Annotated in this window: 16 protein-coding genes; 14 read left to right on the top strand and 2 right to left on the bottom strand. The window is 72.5% G+C overall.

All coding sequences use genetic code 11. From position 1 onward, the window contains the following. The first annotated feature begins 19 nt into the window (after positions 1 to 19). From H5965_RS04005 to H5965_RS03975, 7 genes are all read left to right on the top strand, one after another. The gene (locus H5965_RS04005; RefSeq protein ID WP_310967940.1) at positions 20 to 1,072 is read left to right on the top strand and encodes a UDP-N-acetylmuramate dehydrogenase; all 1,053 of its coding nucleotides are present in this window, start codon (positions 20 to 22) and stop codon (positions 1,070 to 1,072) included. Between the two features lie 161 nt (positions 1,073 to 1,233). Beyond that, positions 1,234 to 2,412 (top strand): Ig-like domain-containing protein, encoded by a 1,179-nt coding sequence (locus tag H5965_RS04000; RefSeq protein WP_310967939.1) that lies wholly within the window; start codon positions 1,234 to 1,236, stop codon positions 2,410 to 2,412. 3 nt (positions 2,413 to 2,415) lie between these two features. Then, positions 2,416 to 3,231, top strand: a complete 816-nt coding sequence (locus H5965_RS03995; protein ID WP_310967938.1) for an alpha/beta hydrolase — start codon at positions 2,416 to 2,418, stop codon at positions 3,229 to 3,231. Positions 3,232 to 3,280: 49 nt separating this feature from the next. Further along, positions 3,281 to 4,555, top strand: a complete 1,275-nt coding sequence (mshA, locus tag H5965_RS03990) for a D-inositol-3-phosphate glycosyltransferase (RefSeq protein WP_310967937.1) — start codon at positions 3,281 to 3,283, stop codon at positions 4,553 to 4,555. Then, positions 4,552 to 5,064: a YbjN domain-containing protein gene (locus H5965_RS03985; RefSeq protein ID WP_310967936.1), complete on the top strand. Its 513-nt coding sequence runs from the start codon at positions 4,552 to 4,554 to the stop codon at positions 5,062 to 5,064. Before mshA ends, H5965_RS03985 begins: the two co-directional genes overlap by 4 nt. Positions 5,065 to 5,134: 70 nt before the next feature. Continuing rightward, the gene (locus tag H5965_RS03980; RefSeq protein WP_310967935.1) at positions 5,135 to 6,010 is read left to right on the top strand and encodes a DUF4349 domain-containing protein; all 876 of its coding nucleotides are present in this window, start codon (positions 5,135 to 5,137) and stop codon (positions 6,008 to 6,010) included. A gap of 432 nt (positions 6,011 to 6,442) precedes the next feature. After that, a complete protein-coding gene (locus tag H5965_RS03975) occupies positions 6,443 to 7,192 on the top strand; it encodes a phosphoglyceromutase (protein WP_310967934.1) in 750 nt (249 codons plus the stop codon). A 4-nt stretch (positions 7,193 to 7,196) separates the two neighbouring features. Here the strand turns inward: H5965_RS03975 and H5965_RS03970 are convergent, their stop codons facing one another. Together H5965_RS03970 and H5965_RS03965 are read right to left on the bottom strand one after the other, a co-directional pair. Then, positions 7,197 to 8,072 (bottom strand): hypothetical protein, encoded by an 876-nt coding sequence (locus H5965_RS03970; protein ID WP_310967933.1) that lies wholly within the window; start codon positions 8,070 to 8,072, stop codon positions 7,197 to 7,199. Further along, on the bottom strand, positions 8,069 to 8,707 hold the full coding sequence (locus H5965_RS03965) for a DNA-binding response regulator (RefSeq protein WP_310967932.1): 639 nt from the start codon (positions 8,705 to 8,707) through the stop codon (positions 8,069 to 8,071). The genes H5965_RS03970 and H5965_RS03965 overlap by 4 nt, the downstream gene beginning before the upstream one ends. A gap of 67 nt (positions 8,708 to 8,774) precedes the next feature. Here H5965_RS03965 and H5965_RS03960 point away from each other — a divergent pair, with 67 nt between their 5' ends. The 7 genes from H5965_RS03960 to H5965_RS03930 all read left to right on the top strand — a co-directional run bounded on the left by H5965_RS03960 (position 8,775) and on the right by H5965_RS03930 (position 16,481). Beyond that, positions 8,775 to 9,635 carry an aldo/keto reductase gene (locus H5965_RS03960; RefSeq protein ID WP_310967931.1) on the top strand — a complete coding sequence of 287 codons (861 nt, stop codon included), beginning with the start codon at positions 8,775 to 8,777 and terminating at the stop codon, positions 9,633 to 9,635. Positions 9,636 to 9,781: 146 nt separating this feature from the next. After that, complete coding sequence (locus tag H5965_RS03955; RefSeq protein WP_310967930.1) at positions 9,782 to 11,023, top strand: ATP-binding protein; 1,242 nt, start codon at positions 9,782 to 9,784, stop codon at positions 11,021 to 11,023. Continuing rightward, entirely contained in the window at positions 11,020 to 11,709 is a 690-nt protein-coding gene (locus H5965_RS03950; protein WP_086680214.1) for a response regulator transcription factor, read from the top strand. The genes H5965_RS03955 and H5965_RS03950 overlap by 4 nt, the downstream gene beginning before the upstream one ends. A 112-nt stretch (positions 11,710 to 11,821) precedes the next feature. Further along, positions 11,822 to 12,805, top strand: a complete 984-nt coding sequence (locus tag H5965_RS03945) for a Ppx/GppA phosphatase family protein (RefSeq protein ID WP_310967929.1) — start codon at positions 11,822 to 11,824, stop codon at positions 12,803 to 12,805. A gap of 163 nt (positions 12,806 to 12,968) precedes the next feature. Continuing rightward, a complete protein-coding gene (locus H5965_RS03940; RefSeq protein WP_310967928.1) occupies positions 12,969 to 14,648 on the top strand; it encodes a hypothetical protein in 1,680 nt (559 codons plus the stop codon). Positions 14,649 to 14,716: 68 nt separating this feature from the next. Further along, positions 14,717 to 15,529, top strand: coding sequence for a sugar phosphate isomerase/epimerase family protein (locus H5965_RS03935; RefSeq protein WP_310967927.1), 813 nt, complete (start codon positions 14,717 to 14,719; stop codon positions 15,527 to 15,529). A gap of 133 nt (positions 15,530 to 15,662) precedes the next feature. Continuing rightward, the gene (locus H5965_RS03930) at positions 15,663 to 16,481 is read left to right on the top strand and encodes a thioesterase family protein (RefSeq protein WP_285994060.1); all 819 of its coding nucleotides are present in this window, start codon (positions 15,663 to 15,665) and stop codon (positions 16,479 to 16,481) included. Positions 16,482 to 16,804 lie beyond the last annotated feature (323 nt).

Here is a 16,804-nt window from a genome sequence, read left to right as displayed (position 1 = left end):
GAACAGTACCGTCAGGCGGGTGAACCCCCGTACTTCCGAACTCCCGAAGCTCGCCGCGTACACCACGCTGCGCCTCGGCGGCCCGGCCCGTCGCTTCGTCAGCGCCGTGACCAGCGAAGACCTCGTCGCGGCGGTCCGCGAGGCGGACGCGGCGGGCGAGCCGGTGCTGCTGCTCGGCGGCGGCTCCAACCTGGTGGTCGGCGACGCGGGGTTCGACGGCACGCTCGTCGAGGTGGCGAACACCGGCTGGCGCCGTGACGGTGCTCACGTGGAGGTCGAAGCCGGCCAGAACTGGGACGCCTTCGTCGCGGCCCTGGTCGAGGCCGGGCTGGGCGGGCTCGAATGCCTCTCCGGCATCCCCGGCAGCGTCGGGGCGACGCCGATCCAGAACGTCGGCGCGTACGGCTGCGAGGTCGCCGAGTCGATCGTCTCGGTCGAGCTGTACGACCGCGGAACGCGCGAGGTGCGCACGCTCAAGGCCGACGAGCTCGGCTTCGCCTACCGCACCAGCGTCCTCAAGGGCACGGACACCGGCGTCGTCCTGTCGGTCCGCTTCGAGGTCCGCGAAGACGGCCTGTCCGCGCCCATCCGCTACGCCGAGCTGGCGCGCACGCTCGGCGTCGGGATCGGCGCCCGCGTCCCGGCCGCCGAAGCGCGCTCCGCGGTTCTGGAGCTGCGGCGCGGCAAGGGCATGGTGCTCGACCCGGCCGACCACGACACGTGGAGCGCCGGCTCCTTCTTCACCAACCCGATCGTGCCGAGCGCCGAGGCCGAAGCGGTCCTGGAGCGGATCACGGAGGTCGCCGGCGCGGACGCGCCGCAGTACCCGGCCGACGGCGGCGTCAAACTGTCCGCGGCCTGGCTGATCGAGCGCGCCGGGTTCGCCAAGGGGTACCCCGGACCGGGGAACCGGGTTTCGCTCTCGACGAAGCACACCCTGGCGCTGACCAACCGCGGCGACGCGACGACCGAGGACCTGCTCGCCCTGGCCAGGGAGGTCCGCGACGGCGTCCACGAGCGGTTCGGCGTCCGCCTGCACCTCGAACCGCTGCTGATCAACTGCGTGATTTGAGCCGAACCGGGCAACCCGTACGTGTGTAGGACGTCTTTGTCGACAAAGACGTCCGCCACCTGATCGGTCGGTCTTTACCTTCCGGCGGGTAACGTCGGCTGGGTCACCAGCGCTAAAGGCGTGTGCCCGCTGGTCGGCGGGGGATTCCAGGAGGTTTTTCGGTGATCGAACGGCGTACGGTCTTCAAGGCTGCTCTGGCGGCTGGGGCCGCACTGGTCGCCGCCGCGTGTTCGAGCGAGAACGGCGGCAACGCGCTGCCCACCGGCGCGGCCGGTGCCGACGGCGAGAGCGCGAAGCCCGTGGCGAAGATCACGGCCGAGCCCGCCGCCGACGCCAAGGACGTCCCGGTGCTCAAGCCCGCCGTGCTCAAGGTCGCCGACGGCAAGCTCACCGAGTGCAAGCTGACCGCCGACGGCGGCAAGGCCGTCAAGGGCGACCTCGCGCCGGACGGCCTCACCTGGACCAGCTCCGAGCCGCTCGGCTACGGCAAGACCTACACCTACGCGGCCAAGGCCACCGGCTCCGACGGCAAGCCGGTCGACTTCACCGGCAGCTTCACCACGATCGCCCCGGCCAAGCAGGTCCGCGCCACGCTGAACCCGGCCGACAACCAGACCGTCGGCGTGGCCATGCCGATCAGCGTGAAGTTCGCGTCGCCGGTCAAGGACCGCAAGGCGGTCGAGAAGGCCCTGTCCGTGAAGACGGACAAGGGGGAGGTCGAGGGCGCGTGGGGCTGGCTGTCCGACAGCCAGGTCGACTACCGGCCGAAGGAGTACTGGCCGCAGAACATCACCGTGAACGTCGAGGCGAAGCTGTACGGCGTCGAGCTGGGCGGCGGCGCGTACGGCAAGGCCGACGTCACCACGAAGTTCAAGATCGGCCGCAACCAGGTGGTCAAGGTCAACACCCCGGACCACCAGATGCGCGTCTACCGCGGCGGCTCGCAGGTCAAGAGCTACCCGTGCGCGAACGGGCTGGACGCCGAGGTCGACCGCAACACCCCGAACGGCACCTACATCATCATGAGCAAGGAGCCGTCGGCGATCTTCGACAACGCCCGCTACGGCTACACGAACGTCAACAAGAAGTGGGCCTGCCGGTTCTCCAACCACGGCGAGTTCATCCACGAGAACCAGGACAACGCGGCCAACATCGGGAAGAACAACAACTCCCACGGCTGCATCAACCTGCTCGAAGCCGACGCCAAGGACTACTTCGACTCGGCGATGATCGGCGACCCGGTCGAGATCACCGGCTCGAAGCTGTCCCCGCCGATGAATTCGGACGTCAAGGACTGGAACTTCAGCTGGTCGGCCTGGCAGGGGATGGGTGCGAAGTAACCCGTGCGCACCGAAGTCGTCGGGCACGGCGGGGTCCGGCTCGGCCTGCGGGTCGAGGGCGAGGAGAACAGCCGGCCGATCGTGTTCGTCCACGGCTGGGCACAGTCGGCCGGGTGCTGGGCCGCGCAGCTCGCCGATCCGGCCCTGACCGAGCGGTTCCGGCTGATCGCCGTGGACCTCCGGGGCCACGGCGCCTCCGACGTCCCGGCCACCGGGTACGACGACCCGGTGGCCTGGGCGGACGACCTCGCCGCGGTGCTCGACTTCGCCGGCCCGGACGCGATCGTCGTCGCCTGGTCCTACGGCGGCCTGGTGCTGGTGGACCACATCCGGGTGCACGGCACCGCACGGCTGCGCGGGCTCGTGCTCGTCGGCGCCATCACCGAGATCGGCCGCGACCGGCCGGGCGGGCGCGTCGGGCCGTTGATGCGCGAGCACATGCGGGCGATGCTTTCCGACGATCCGGACATCGCGGTCCCCGCGCTGACCGCGTTCACCCGGGCGATGGTCACCGGGCCGGTGCCCGGCGCCCAGGCGCAGGCCCTGCTCGGCGCCTCGCTCAGCGTGCCGCCTTCGGTCCGCTCGGGGCTGTTCCGCCGGGACGTCGGCAGCGAGGACGTGCTGGCCGGCATCGACAAGCCGGCGCTGGTCGTGCACGGAACGGCCGATCGCGTGATCGAGCCCTCGGCCGCCGAACACGCCCTCGGGAAGATTCCGGGTGCCACCGGGCGTTGGTTCGTTGACGGGGGGCACGCGCCCTTCGCCGAGTCCGCGGCCGAGTTCGACGCGGTGCTCCGGCAATTCGCCGAGGAATGCTGAAGTACGCAGGAGACGTGACCAGGTGAGCAACATCCGAAGGTTCCGCGCTGTGCCGCGCCGGATCGCGGTGCTGTCCGTGCACACCTCCCCGCTCGAGCAGCCCGGGACCGGTGACGCCGGGGGACTGAACGTCTACGTCAGCCAGACCGCGACCGAGATGGCCCGCCGCGGCGTCGAGGTCGAGGTGTTCACCCGCGCGACCGCGTCCGGCCAGCCGCCGGTGGCCGAGCTGGCGCCCGGCGTGACCGTGCGGCACGTGCAGGCGGGTCCGTTCGAGCCGCTGGGCCGCGACGAACTGCCCGCCCAGCTGTGCGCGTTCACCTCCGGCGTGCTGCGGACCGAGGCCTTCCACGAGCCCGGCCACTACGACCTCATCCACTCGCACTACTGGCTCTCCGGCCAGGTCGGCTGGCTCGCCCGCGACCGGTGGTCGGTGCCGCTGGTGCACACGGCGCACACCCTGGCGAAGGTGAAGAACGCCGCGCTCGCCGAGGGCGACAAGCCCGAGCCGCGCACCCGCGTGATCGGCGAGGAGCAGGTGGTCGCCGAGGCCGACCGGCTGGTCGCCAACACCGCGGTCGAAGCGCGCCAGCTCATCGACCTCTACGACGCCGCGCCGGACGCGGTGCACGCCGTGCCGCCGGGCGTCGACCTCGAACGCTTCACGCCGGGCTCGAAGTCCGTCGCGCGCGCGGAGCTGGGGCTGGCCGAAGACGACGTCGTGCTCGCCTTCGCCGGCCGGATCCAGCCGCTCAAGGCGCCGGACGTCCTGCTGCACGCCGCGGCCGCGATGCTGCGCCGCCGTCCCGAGCTGGCGGCGCGGCTGGTCGTGCTGATCGTCGGCGGGCCGTCCGGCACCGGGCTGGAGCAGCCGCAGGCCCTGCGCGAGCTGGCCGTCGCGCTGGGCATCGAGCGGCAGGTCCGGTTCCTGCCGCCGCAGCCGGGCGAGTCGCTCGCCCGCGTCTTCCGCGCCGCCGACGTCGTCGCGGTGCCGAGCTACAACGAGTCGTTCGGCCTGGTCGCCCTCGAGGCGCAGGCCTGCGGGACGCCGGTGGTCGCCGCCGAGGTCGGCGGGCTGCCGGTGGCGGTGCCCCACGGCGTCTCCGGGCTGCTGGTGCCCGGGCACGGCGCCGACGAGTGGGCGGACGCGCTGGCCGCCGTCGCCCTGCGTCCGGACCGGCGCGCCGAACTCGGCGCCAACGCCGTCGTGCACGCCCGCCGGTTCTCCTGGCGCCGCACGACGGACGCGCTCCTGGACATCTATGCTCAGGCGACGAGCGCGTTCCGGAACGCGCTGGACCTGCGCGCGGAGGTGGCGGTGTGAGCCTGGACCAGCTGATCCAGTCTACTTTGGACTCGAACGAGCTGAAGTACGACAAACGCGGTCCCGGCAAGTACTTCGTCACGCTGCCCGGCACGAAGAAGCTGCAGACGAACGCCTGGCTCGTCGACGGCGACCACGCGTTTTCGGTGGAGGCCTTCGTCTGTCGCCGTCCGGATGAGTCCCATGAGGACGTTTACCGTTTCCTGTTGCAGCGCAACGCGAAGCTCTACGGCGTTCACTACACAGTGGACAGTCTCGGGGACATCTACCTGGTCGGCCGGTTCGGCAAGGAGACGATGTCCGCCGACGAGCTGGACAAGGTGCTCGGCCAGGTGCTGGAAGCGGCCGACGGCGACTTCAACACGCTGCTCGAGATCGGCTTCGCGACGTCGATCAAGCGCGAGTGGGACTGGCGTGTCTCCCGCGGTGAATCCCTGGCGAACCTCCAGGCGTTCAAGCACCTCGTCGCCCCCGAGCGGCCGCACGAACCGGGCTTGACCGAGTCGTGACCAGGGCCGTGCAACGGCCCTGAACCGGACATCCGTCTCTTCGCCAGCCGAAACTGGAGGGAGACGCAGGATGCGGACTCGATGGAGAGCCGGGCTCGCGGCCGTGGCCGTGGCGTTCGTGCTGGCCGGCTGCTCGGCGGCCCAGGACAAGGGGATGTCCACGGCGGACAGTGCCGGATCCGGGCCGGTCCCGGCGGCGCCGCAGCAGGGCAGCGGCAAGACCGGGGCGGAGAAGGTGACGCCGCCGCAGCCGGGTGCCACCGAACGCAAGCTTTCGCGCAGCGCCCGGCTGGAACTGACCGCCACCAAGGTGGTCGACGTCGTCGCGCAGGCCAGAGGCATCGCGCTGGGGGCCGGCGGCTACACCGGGCAGGAGAGCACGGGCGAGGAGCTGGCGACGCTCAGCCTCGCGGTGCCCGCGGACAAGCTGGACGGCGTGCTCGACCAGCTCGCGCACCTGGGCAGCGCCATGGTGAAGCGGGAGCTGAACACCCAGGACGTGACCGAGCAGGTCGTCGACGTCGAAGCGCGGCTGGCGACGCAGCGGGCGTCGGTGGAGCGGATCCGCGCGTTGCTGGCGAAGGCGACTTCGGTGTCCGAGATCGCTTCGGTCGAGAGTGAGCTGACGAGCCGCGAAGCGACGCTCGAATCGCTCGAACAGCAGCGGAATTCGCTGGCCGGCAGCGTCGCGATGGCGACCGTGGCGATGACCATCCGGAACGTCGCCGCCCCGCCGCCGCCGTCGGAGGACCACAGCGGGTTCCTCGGCGGGCTCGCCGGCGGCTGGCACGCATTCGGAGTCTTCGGCGGCGGCCTGCTGACCGTGCTGGGTGCGCTCGCGCCGTTCCTGCTCTTCATCGTGCCGCTGGGCTGGCTCGGCTGGTGGCTCTACCACCGCCGCCGGCCACCGGCCGCGGTGCCGGCCGCGGAGCCGGGCGAGGGCTGAGCGGAACAGGCGGGACGGCTCGAGGGAGGGGGAGTCGCGATCTCGAGCCGCCCCGCTGAAGTTCCCGCCGATCAGGACCCGGTGACGAGGGGGGTGCCAACGGGGCCGGCGGGCCGCGGCTCGGCAGGGGGGAGACGAGCCGCGGTCAACGCCCGAATCCGGCCGGGGAGTGCGTGGAATCCAGCCGCTCGGGACGTAGTCAACCTGTCAGATCCCGCCGGGTAATCACAAGGCTACTGGCTAGCCCGTTCGAGTGAATTTACCGATGAGCGATAACGGTCCGCAGTCCCCGGCTGGATTTTTGCGCGTTGTTGGCGGGCGGACTTGTCGAAGGGTGAGGTGTTACTTCGCGGTAACACACTCTGGGTAGGACGTGCGGTGCGGCGGAGGTCACCACTCGGCCGCGTGGTGCGTTCTGGCAGGCTGTTGCCCATGGCCGAGATTGGGACGTTGGTGCTGCTGCGGCACGGGCAGAGCACGTGGAACGCGGAAAACCTGTTCACCGGCTGGGTGGACGTACCGCTGTCGGAACAGGGCGAGGGCGAAGCCCGCCAGGGCGGCCAGTTGCTGGCCGACGCCGGGCTGCTCCCGGACGTGGTGCACACCTCGCTGCTGCGCCGCGCGATCTCCACCGCGAACATCGCGCTGGACGCCGCCGACCGGCACTGGATCCCGGTGAAGCGCGACTGGCGCCTCAACGAGCGCCACTACGGCGCGCTGCAGGGCAAGAACAAGAAGCAGACGCTCGACGAGTTCGGCGAGGAGCAGTTCATGCTCTGGCGCCGCTCGTACGACACCCCGCCGCCGCCGATCGACCCGGACGACGAGTGGAGCCAGGCGGGCGACCCCCGCTACGCGAACCTCGGCGACGCCGCGCCGCTGACCGAGTGCCTGAAGGACGTCGTCGAGCGGCTGCTGCCGTACTGGGAGTCCGAGATCGTGCCGGACCTGCGCGCGGGCAAGACCGTGCTGGTCGCCGCGCACGGCAACTCGCTGCGCGCCCTGGTCAAGCACCTCGACGGCATCTCCGACGCCGACATCGCGGGGCTGAACATCCCGACCGGCATCCCGCTGCGCTACGACCTCACCGAGGACCTGCAGCCGGTGAAGCCGGGCGGCGAGTACCTCGACCCCGAGGCCGCCAAGGAAGCCGCCGCCGCGGTGGCGAACCAGGGGCGCTGAGCGTTCAGGCCACGGTGACCGGACGCACGCCGGTCACCTTCCAGCTCGCCCCTTCGCGGACGACGTCGAGTTCGGCCGGGAAGGGGCGGCTGGTCACCTGGCCGGTCGCGGCGGTGACCTGCAGCGTCGTGAAGAACAACACGATCGCCTGCCCGCCGGTGACGGCGACCACCCCGGCCATCGGCTCGGGACCGAGTGCCACCTTCGTGCCGCTCGCTCGGATGGCCTCGACGTAGGACGCCTTCTTCGCGCGGTAGTCGTCGAGGAAGGGCCCGGCGGCGACCGCTTCCGCCCGCGCGTAGCTGCCTTCCGGATCGGTGCTGTCGGTCGTGAACAGCGCGCCCGCCGCCACCCGGGCTCCCGCCAGCGCCGAATCGCGCAGCCCGCCCGTGCTGCCGTCGTCCGGCTGCGGCGCGGGCGACGGCTGGGCGGGGTTCACCGCGATGTCGGAGAGCCGCCAGCGCCCGCCGTCCCGGACCGCGGTGAACGCGACCGCGGCGATGCCCTTCGAGGTGCCGTTGTCCTGCTGGAGCACGGCCAGGTCCCGGATCCGGTCGCCGGTGAACTCCAGCGCCGCCGCCTGCCGCACCCGGGTGACCAGGTGCACCGGCTGCGGGCTCTTCCTGACCTGCTCGAACAACGCGGTGAGCTGGGCCTTCGCCGCCCCGGAGACGTGCTCGGCGACGGCCTGGTCGAATCCCGCCGGGTTCCCGGAGTCGTAGCTGAACACCGCTTCGGCGGCCGCCTTCACCGCGTCGAGGGCGAGGCCGGTCCGCCGGGCGTCGACCAGGGCGAGGTTGGCGCCGACCGGCACGGCCGTGCCGGTGATCGTGCACGCGGAGGTGAGCAGGACCGCCAGCGCCGGCAGCGCTCGCCTCACAGCAGTCCGGCTTCGCGGGCCCTGGCTCCGGCCTGGAACCGCGACGACGCCCCGAGGAGCTCCATCAGCTCCGCCACCCGGCGCCGGTAGGTGCGCAGGCTGATGCCGAGGGCCCGGGCCGCCGTCTCGTCCTTGCAGCCCGAGGCCAGCTGCTCCAGGATCTCCCGCGCGCCCAGCTCGGTGAAGCGCGCCTGGTAGGACTCCAGGTCCGTCGCCGCGTGCCAGGCCGCCTCGAACAGCGATTGGATGCCCTGGACCAGGTCCGGGCTGCTGATCACCGTGTAGCCGCGGACCCCGCCGACGCGGTCGCCGGCCACGATGGCGATGCGGCGGTCCAGCAGGATCGTCTCGTTGATCTCGCGTTCGGTGATCCGGATGCCGGCACCGCCCGCGGCCATCCGCCGCAGGTGCTCGGCGAGCGCCGGGTCGAACAGCACGCCCGGCTGGTACACCTTGCGGATCTTCAGCCCGCGCACCGACTGCTCCCGTTCGGGGGCCACCTTGTGCGCCACCGACCACGTGTGCAGGTCGCGGGCCGCGCAGGAAATCTCCGTCGCGAGCTCGAAGAGGTGCGCCGTCCGCTCGAACAGCTCCGCTTCGCCGCGCACCATGACGACGTCAGTCACCTTCTCCACGCGGTCCAGTGTGGCAGCAAACTGCCAAACCCGGTGGTCACGCGGGCACCGCCGGAAGGCTGGGGGCATGACCACGAACACCCTCCCCGCCGCCGCGGCGGGCACCTGGAAGCTCGGCTCCTTCGAAGTCAACCGCCTCGGGTTCGGCGCCATGCGCCTGATGTCCACCGCGGACGGCGGCATCCGGGCCCGCGAGACGTCCCTCGCCGTGCTGCGCCGGGCCGTCGAGCTCGGCGTGAACCACTTCGACACCGCCGCCTTCTACTTCGCCGGGCCGCGCTCGGCCAACGAACTGCTCAACACCGCCCTCGCGCCCTACGACGACCTCGTCATCACGACCAAGGTCGGTCCCGGCCGCGACTTCACGGGCGAGTTCCACACCGCCCGGCCGGAGCAGCTGCGCGCTCAGGTCGAGCAGAACCTGCGGGAACTCGGCCTGGACCACCTCGACGTCGTCAACTACCGGATCGGCCAGGACCTCGACCGCGGCACCGGCTCGCTCGCCGACGGCTTCGGCGCGCTCGCCGAGCTGCGCGAAGCCGGGCTGATCCGCGAACTGGGCATCTCCAACGTCGGCCCGGAGCACCTCACCGAGGCCCTCGCGATCGCGCCGGTCGTCTGCGTCCAGAACCAGTACGGCCTGACCGCCCGGCGCGAGGACGACGAGCTCGTCCGGATGTGCGCCGAGCGGGGGATCGCCTTCGTGCCGTTCTTCGCCGTCGCGAGCGGGACCGGCGAGGACGCCCGGGTCGCCGAGGTCGCCCGCCGCCACGGCGTCACCCCGGCGCAGGTGCGGCTCGCGTGGACGCTCCACCAGGGACCGAACGTCCTCGCCATCCCGGGCACCGGCGACGTCGGGCACCTCGAGCAGAACGTCGCCGCGGCGGCGCTCGAGCTGACTCCCGAAGACCTGACCACCCTCGGGTGAATTCGCCCGGAATGTCTCGCCGGGGAATCGATCGGGTGAACGCCGCCTGAAGCCCCGGCGAACATGTCCTCCGCAGGTGTCGCGGTGCTCACGACAAGGCGGACAACGCTAGGCCGGAGGGCCACTTCTCAGCTTACGATCGGCCCGTGACCACGCCTGTTTCACTCGCACTGGCCATCGGCGCACTGGTGGCCGGTGCGGTGGCCGGCTACTTCCTGGCGCGGGCGCGCACCCGCCGGGAAGAGGCCCGGCCACCGGGCCCGACCGTCGCGGAGCTCCTCGAACGGCTGGTCCGCTCGTCGAACAACGGCGTCGTCGTGCTCAACCGGTTCGGCGACATGGTCCTGCACAACCCGCGCGCCTACGAGCTGGGCCTGGTCAAGGTCAACCAGGCCGACCCGCGGGCCCGCAAGGCCGCCGAGCAGGTCGTCGAAACCGACGAACCGATGGAGATCGACCTTTCGCCGCTCGAAGCGCGCGGGCGGCAGCCGGAAGCGGTGCTCGGCCAGGTCCGGCCGCTCGGCGACGGCTTCACCGTCGTCGAGGCCGTCGACCACTCCGAGGCCATCCGGCTGGAGGCCGTGCGCCGCGACTTCGTCGCCAACGTCAGCCACGAGCTCAAGACCCCGGTGGGCGCGATCGCGCTGCTCACCGAGGCCGTCCTCGACGCCGCCGAGGACGTCGAGGAGGTCCGCCGCTTCGGCGGCAAGATCCTGCGCGAGTCCACGCGCCTCGGCCAGCTCGTCACCGAGCTGATCGCGCTGTCGCGGCTCCAGGGCGCCGAACGGCTGCCCGACCTCAACGTCGTCGAGGTCGACGCGGTCGTCCGCGAATCGCTCGGCCGCACGACGCTCTCGGCGGAGTCCGCCGACATCAGCATCACCACCGACAGCCCGAGCGGCCTGCTCATCGAGGGCGACCGCACGCTGCTGGTCACCGCCCTGTCGAACCTGCTGGAGAACGCCGTCGCGTACTCGCCGGCCGGCAGCCCGGTCTCCATCAGCAGGCGGCTGGCGGACGGGATGGTCGAGATCGCCGTCACCGACCGCGGCATCGGCATCGCCGAGGACGAGCAGCAGCGCGTGTTCGAGCGCTTCTACCGCGCCGACAAGGCCCGCTCGCGCGCCACCGGCGGCACCGGGCTCGGCCTGGCGATCGTCAAGCACGTCGCGGCCAACCACGGCGGCTCGGTCGGCCTGTGGAGCCGTCCGGGCACCGGCTCGACGTTCACCCTGCGCATCCCCGCGCACGTCAGCCCCGAACCGGCCCCCGAGCCGGCCCGGGCGGCCAAGACCTCGCCGGCACCGCGGCAGGAGAAGACCCCCGAGCGCACCCCGAGGCTCGTGGTTACCGGGCAGGACAGCCCAGATCATGGAGGAAACCTGTGACCAGGGTTCTCATCGTCGAGGACGAGGAGTCGTTCGCCGACCCCCTCGCCTTCCTGCTGCGCAAGGAAGGGTTCACCGCGGCCGTCGCCGGGACGGGTCAGGCCGCGCTGGAGGAGTTCGACCGCAACGGCGCCGACATCGTGCTGCTCGACCTCATGCTGCCCGGCATGAGCGGCACCGACGTCTGCAAGCAGCTGCGCCAGCGCTCGGCCGTGCCGGTCATCATGGTGACCGCGCGCGACAGCGAGATCGACAAGGTCGTGGGCCTGGAGCTGGGCGCGGACGACTACGTGACGAAGCCGTACTCGGCGCGTGAGCTGATCGCGCGGGTCCGGGCGGTGCTGCGCCGCGGCGGCGAGCCGGGCACGGACGGCGAGCTGGCCCCGCTGGTGCTCTCGGCGGGCCCGGTCCGGATGGACGTCGAGCGGCACGTGGTCACCGTGGACGGCGCCGAGGTTTCGCTGCCGCTCAAGGAGTTCGACCTGCTCGAATACCTGCTCCGCAACGTCGGCCGGGTGCTGACCCGCGGGCAGCTGATCGACCGGGTGTGGGGCGCGGACTACGTGGGCGACACGAAGACGCTCGACGTCCACGTGAAGCGGCTGCGCTCGAAGATCGAGCCGGACCCGGGTTCGCCGCGGCACCTGGTGACGGTGCGCGGCCTGGGCTACAAGTTCGAGACGTAAGTCCTTTTTGGTGCGGTATCGCCCCGGCGGAGGCGCGCCGGGGCGAAGCCGCACCGAGTGTTTTCGGTTACATGTTCGAGACCTGCCGCTGAGGCCGGTACCCTGGACCCCCGTGCGCCTAGGGGTACTCGACGTCGGTTCCAACACCGTCCACCTGCTCGTGGTCGACGCCCACCGTGGCGCCCACCCGACGCCGATGCATTCCGAAAAGTCCGTGCTGCGGCTGGCCGAGCAGATCACCCCGGGCGGTGAGCTCTCCAAGGCCGGCGCCGACGAGCTGGTGACCGCCGTCGAATCCGCCAAGGACGCCGCCGCGCGGCTCGGCTGCGAAGAGCTGATGGCCTTCGCCACCTCCGCGGTCCGCGAAGCGAAGAACTCCGCCAAGGTGCTGGCCCGCGTGGCCGACAAGACCGGCGTCGAGCTGCAAGTTCTCTCCGGGGTCGACGAAGCCCGGCACACCTTCCTCGCCGTCCGCCGGTGGTACGGCTGGTCGGCCGGGCAGCTGCTGGTGCTCGACATCGGCGGCGGCTCCCTCGAGGTCGCGATGGGCCGCGACGAGGAACCGGTGCTGGCCGAATCGCTGCCCCTGGGCGCCGGCCGCACCACGCGCACCCGCTTCAAGCACGACCCGCCGACGCGCTCCGAGCTCGTCGCGACGTCCGCGTGGCTGGACGACCAGCTCACCGACCTCGCGCGCAAGGTCACCAAATGGGGTGAACCCGATCGGGTCGTGGCGACGTCGAAGACGTTCCGCTCGCTCGCCCGGCTGACCGGCGCCGCCCCCTCGGCGGCGGGCCCGCGCGTCCGACGTACGCTCACGGACACGGCATTGCGCCAGCTCCTGGCCTTCATCTCGCGGATGCCGTCGGCCGATCTCGCCCAGCTCGAGGGGGTCAGCTCGAGCCGGTCGCACCAGCTCGTGGCGGGTGCGCTCGTCGCGCAGGCCACGATGCGGGCGCTCGGGGTGCCGGAACTCGAGATCTGCCCGTGGGCTCTGCGAGAGGGTGTCATCCTGCGGCGGCTGGACCATTCGAACGGCGCGGATGAGACTGGAGCCGCCCTCGCCGGGCGCTTCGGCGCACAGGAGGACCGGTGAAAGCACGCGGCTGGACTTCCCGGACGGATAACGGGCACGGTGGAGAGGTGACGGACATGCAGAGGTCGGTGTACAGCGCGCGCGGCGCCGCCGGTGTGCCGTCGGGTTTCGCTCCGCGAGGTGCCGACAGTGGCAACACGGTGCGCGCAGGGGATCACCAGGTATGACGGACCAGACCGGAGGCGACCAGCCGCAGAAGACCGTGGCTGAGCTGCTCGCCCAGCACGGTGCCCAGGTCGACGGCGGACGCCGTCGCCGTCGGCGCGCCGCCGATGACGACGACGAACCCGCCACCCCGGAAGCCCCGCCCGGCGCGACCGGTTCGCACCGGCGGCCCGGCGTGAGCGACACCGGCCCGCAGGCGATCATCGACCGGGTGGCGTCCGAAGGCACGCCGGCCCCGCCCGCGCGCCCGGCCGGCCGCCGCCGCGCCGAGCCGCCGTCCCCGCCGCCGCCCGCGCCCCGGGCGGTCCCGCAGGACTCCCAGCCGCTGCCCCGGCCGGTGCCGCCGCCCCCGGCGCGGCCCGCCCCCGGCGGCGCCGAGTCCGGCCAGTACGCCCGCCCGGCCCCGCAGGAGTCCGGCCAGTTCGCCCGGCCGCCGCAGGAGTCAGGCCAGTTCGCGCGCCCGCAGGACTCCGCGCAGCTGCCGGTGCCGCCGCGCGCCGCGCCGCGCCGCCAGCCCCCGCCGCCCCCGCAGCCGTCCCAGCAGCTGCCGGTGCCGCCGCCGCAGCCGTCCCAGCAGCTGCCCGTGCCGCCGCCGCAGCCCTCGCAGCAGCTGCCGGTCCCGCCGGCCGCCGAGGAGACCCGCGCGGCCGTCCCGCCGGTCCGGCGCCGTCCCGGCCCGCCGCAGCCGTCCCAGCAGCTGCCGACGCCGCCCCAGCCGTCGCAGCAGCTTCCGGCACCCCCGCCGCCCGGCAGTCCACTCTCGGCCCGGCTCGACGGCCTCAACGGCACCCCGGACGCCGACATCGACCTCCCGCCGGGCCCGATGGCCAGCGGGTCGTTCGCGAACCCGCCCGCCGCACCCGGCCGCCCGCGCCGCGCCCCGGCGCGCCGCCCGGAGCCGAAGCGCGAGGACCACACCGAGCAGTTCTCGGCGGTCCCCGACGACGAGCCGCCCGCCCCGCCGGTGCCGCCGAAGGCCAAGAAGCCCGACGAGCCCGCCTCGCCCGCGGGCCTGGCGAACTGGCGCAAGCGGCGGCAGAAGGAGCAGATGGAGGACACCGAGATCGGCGTCATGCCGGCGGTGCCCTCCGACACCCCGGACGACGGCTACCCCGAGGACGACTTCGAGCCCGACGGCTTCGCCCCGGAGAGCAGCGGCTACCAGGCCGCCTACGACGCGGGCCCGCCGACCGGCGCGTACCCGCCGCCGATGCCGTTCGCGCCCGGCGACCGGGCCTCGCGGGCGCCGATCCCGGACGACCTGGCGCCGTACGAGCGCGAGTTCGCCGACGACTACCCGGCGGACGGCCCGGACTTCGAGCAGGACGACTACGGCTACGAGCAGGGCGAAGGCTACGAAGACGACGAGTACGACGACGCGCCCGAGCCGGCCGCGGAGCCGGAACCGGCGGCGTCGCCCGGCAAGCAGTGGCTGGCCCTGGCCGGCCAGCTGGCGATGGGTGTCGTCGGCGGCGCCGCCGTCTGGCTCGGCTTCAACTGGCTGTGGGTGAACATCCCGGCCGCCGCGCTGATCGCCGCCCTGCTGGTGGTCGTCGCGCTGGTCTGGATCGTGCGGAAGATCCGCCGCGCCGAGGACCTGCAGACGACGGTGCTCGCGGTGCTGGTCGGCCTGGTGGTGACGGTCTCACCGGCGGCGTTGCTGCTCGTCGGGCGCTGACACCGGCGCGGTGATCCGCGTCGCGTTGGCGGCCCGGCGGCGCCGCGCACCGTCGGTGACGAGGCAGGATGGCGCCCGTGACAGACGAGCAGCCGGTCCCCGTCGGACTCAGCACGGCGTCGGTGTGGCCCCTCAAGGCGGGGACGGCGTTCGAGCTGGCCGCCGAGCTCGGCTACGACGGTGTCGAGGTGATGGTCTGGGCCGACCCGGTCAGCCAGGACGTCACCGCGCTGCGGCGCCTGTCGCGGCGCACCGGCGTGCCCGTGCTGTCGGTGCACTCGCCGTCGCTGCTGATCACCCAGCGGATCTGGTCGCCCGATCCGGTGGTGCGGCTGCGGATGTCGGTCGACGCCGCCCTGGAGCTCGGCGCGCGCACGGTGGTGGTGCACCCGCCGTTCCGGTGGCAGCGCCGGTACGGCGACGGGTTCGGTGATCTGGTCGCCGAACTGGAGGAGTCGAGCGGCGTCGAAATCGCCGTGGAAAACATGTTCAAGGTCCGGCCGCCCGGTGGTTCGAAGAATTCGCGCGTGTCCGCGTTCCGGCCGTCGATCGATCCGACGGACGTCGGGTTCCGGCACTACACGCTCGACCTGTCCCACACAGCGGCAGCCGAGATGGACGCGCTGGCGCTCGCGCAGCGGATGGGTGACGGCCTCTCACACGTCCATCTGGCGGACGGCACCGGCGTCCCGAAGGACGAACACCTGGTACCCGGCCGCGGCGGCCAGCCCTGCGCCGAACTGCTCGAGAAGCTGGTCAGCAACGGTTTCGGCGGCCAGATCGTGCTGGAGATCAACACCCGGCACGCCGTCACCGCGGCGGAGCGTGTCCGCGATCTGGCGGAGGCGTTGTTGTTCGCGCGGTTCCACCTCGGCCAATAAGTGCGTCGCGCCTATCTACTCCCCAGTGCATTTCCGCCGGTTGTACCCGTAAAGTTCGGACTGTGAACCCGTCGCACTCGTTGCTCGTCACCTACCCCGATTCCCGAAATGGCGCGGACCGTTCGTGAGCGGAATGGACGGCACCGCCGTGTCCTTCGACACGGCGAGTGCGGCGCGGTCGCTGGGGGACGGCACCTTCACCGCGGTGCTGCGTGCGGAATGGGCCATCGGCTCGCACCCGCACGGGGGTTTCCTGCTCGCCCTGCTGGCCCGGGCGGCGATCGCCGCCCTGCACGAGCGCGGTGAGCCGCACGCGGAGCCGCTGGTCGTCAGTGCGGAGTTCCTGCACGCGCCCGCGCTCGGCCCGGTGCTGCTGCGCACGGACGTCCGCAAGGTCGGCCGCCGCGCGACGGTGGTCGAGGTCCGTCTGGAGCAGCGCGGCCGCAGCTGCGTCGAGGCGAGGGTGACGACGGGCCGCCTGCCGATGCGCCGCCCGGAGTGGACCGACGTCCCGTCGATGCCGGCCGAGCCCCCGCCGGGCGCGCTGGCGATGGCGGAGAGCACGGAGGGGCCGTTCAACCTGGCCAAGGGGTGCGAAGTCCGCCTCGACCCGGCGACGGCGGGCTACCTGACGGGCCGCACGGGCGAGCCACCCCGGATGCGGCTGTGGGTCCGCCCGCGGCACAGCCTGGTGGACCCGTATTTTTCGCTGCTGGCGTCGGACGTGAACCCGCCGGTGGTGATGAACCTCGGCCGCATCGGCTGGGCCCCGACGGTCCAGCTGACGGCGCTGCTGAGGACGCGCCCGGCGCCGGGCTGGCTGCGAGTGGTGGTGGAGTCGAGGTCGGTCCACGAGTCGTGGTTCGACTCCGACGCCACGGTGGTCGACGCCCAGGGCCGGCTCGTGTGCCAGGCGCGCCAGCTCGGGCTGGCGCCGGCTCCTGGGGGGTGAGCGCGGGTTCGGGCGGCGAGTCCGGAGGTCGCGAATGACTCATTCGGGACGTCGGAGGTCTCCAATGGGTCATTGGCGACCTGGCACACCTCGCTTCGGCACCCGGGCGGTGTGGCGCGGGCTCGTCGCCAGCGCGGCTTCGATGGCTGCGCGCTCGCCGGTGACCCCGCGACGGTCGGGCTTACCAGGGGCACTCCGGCAACGGTTGGCGTGACCGCGGGCCCGTCCGCCCGGCGCCCGGCTTGCCCGGAGGCTCGGCAACTGGTGGCGTGACCGCGGGCCCGCCACCGGGCAGCGGCGGCGCAGCCTTGCCGCCGCGGCCC

The sequence above is a fragment of the Amycolatopsis sp. 505 genome (genome assembly GCF_031625235.1).
GTDB lineage: Bacteria > Actinomycetota > Actinomycetes > Mycobacteriales > Pseudonocardiaceae > Amycolatopsis.
This window is presented reverse-complemented; position numbering and strand designations above follow the sequence as displayed.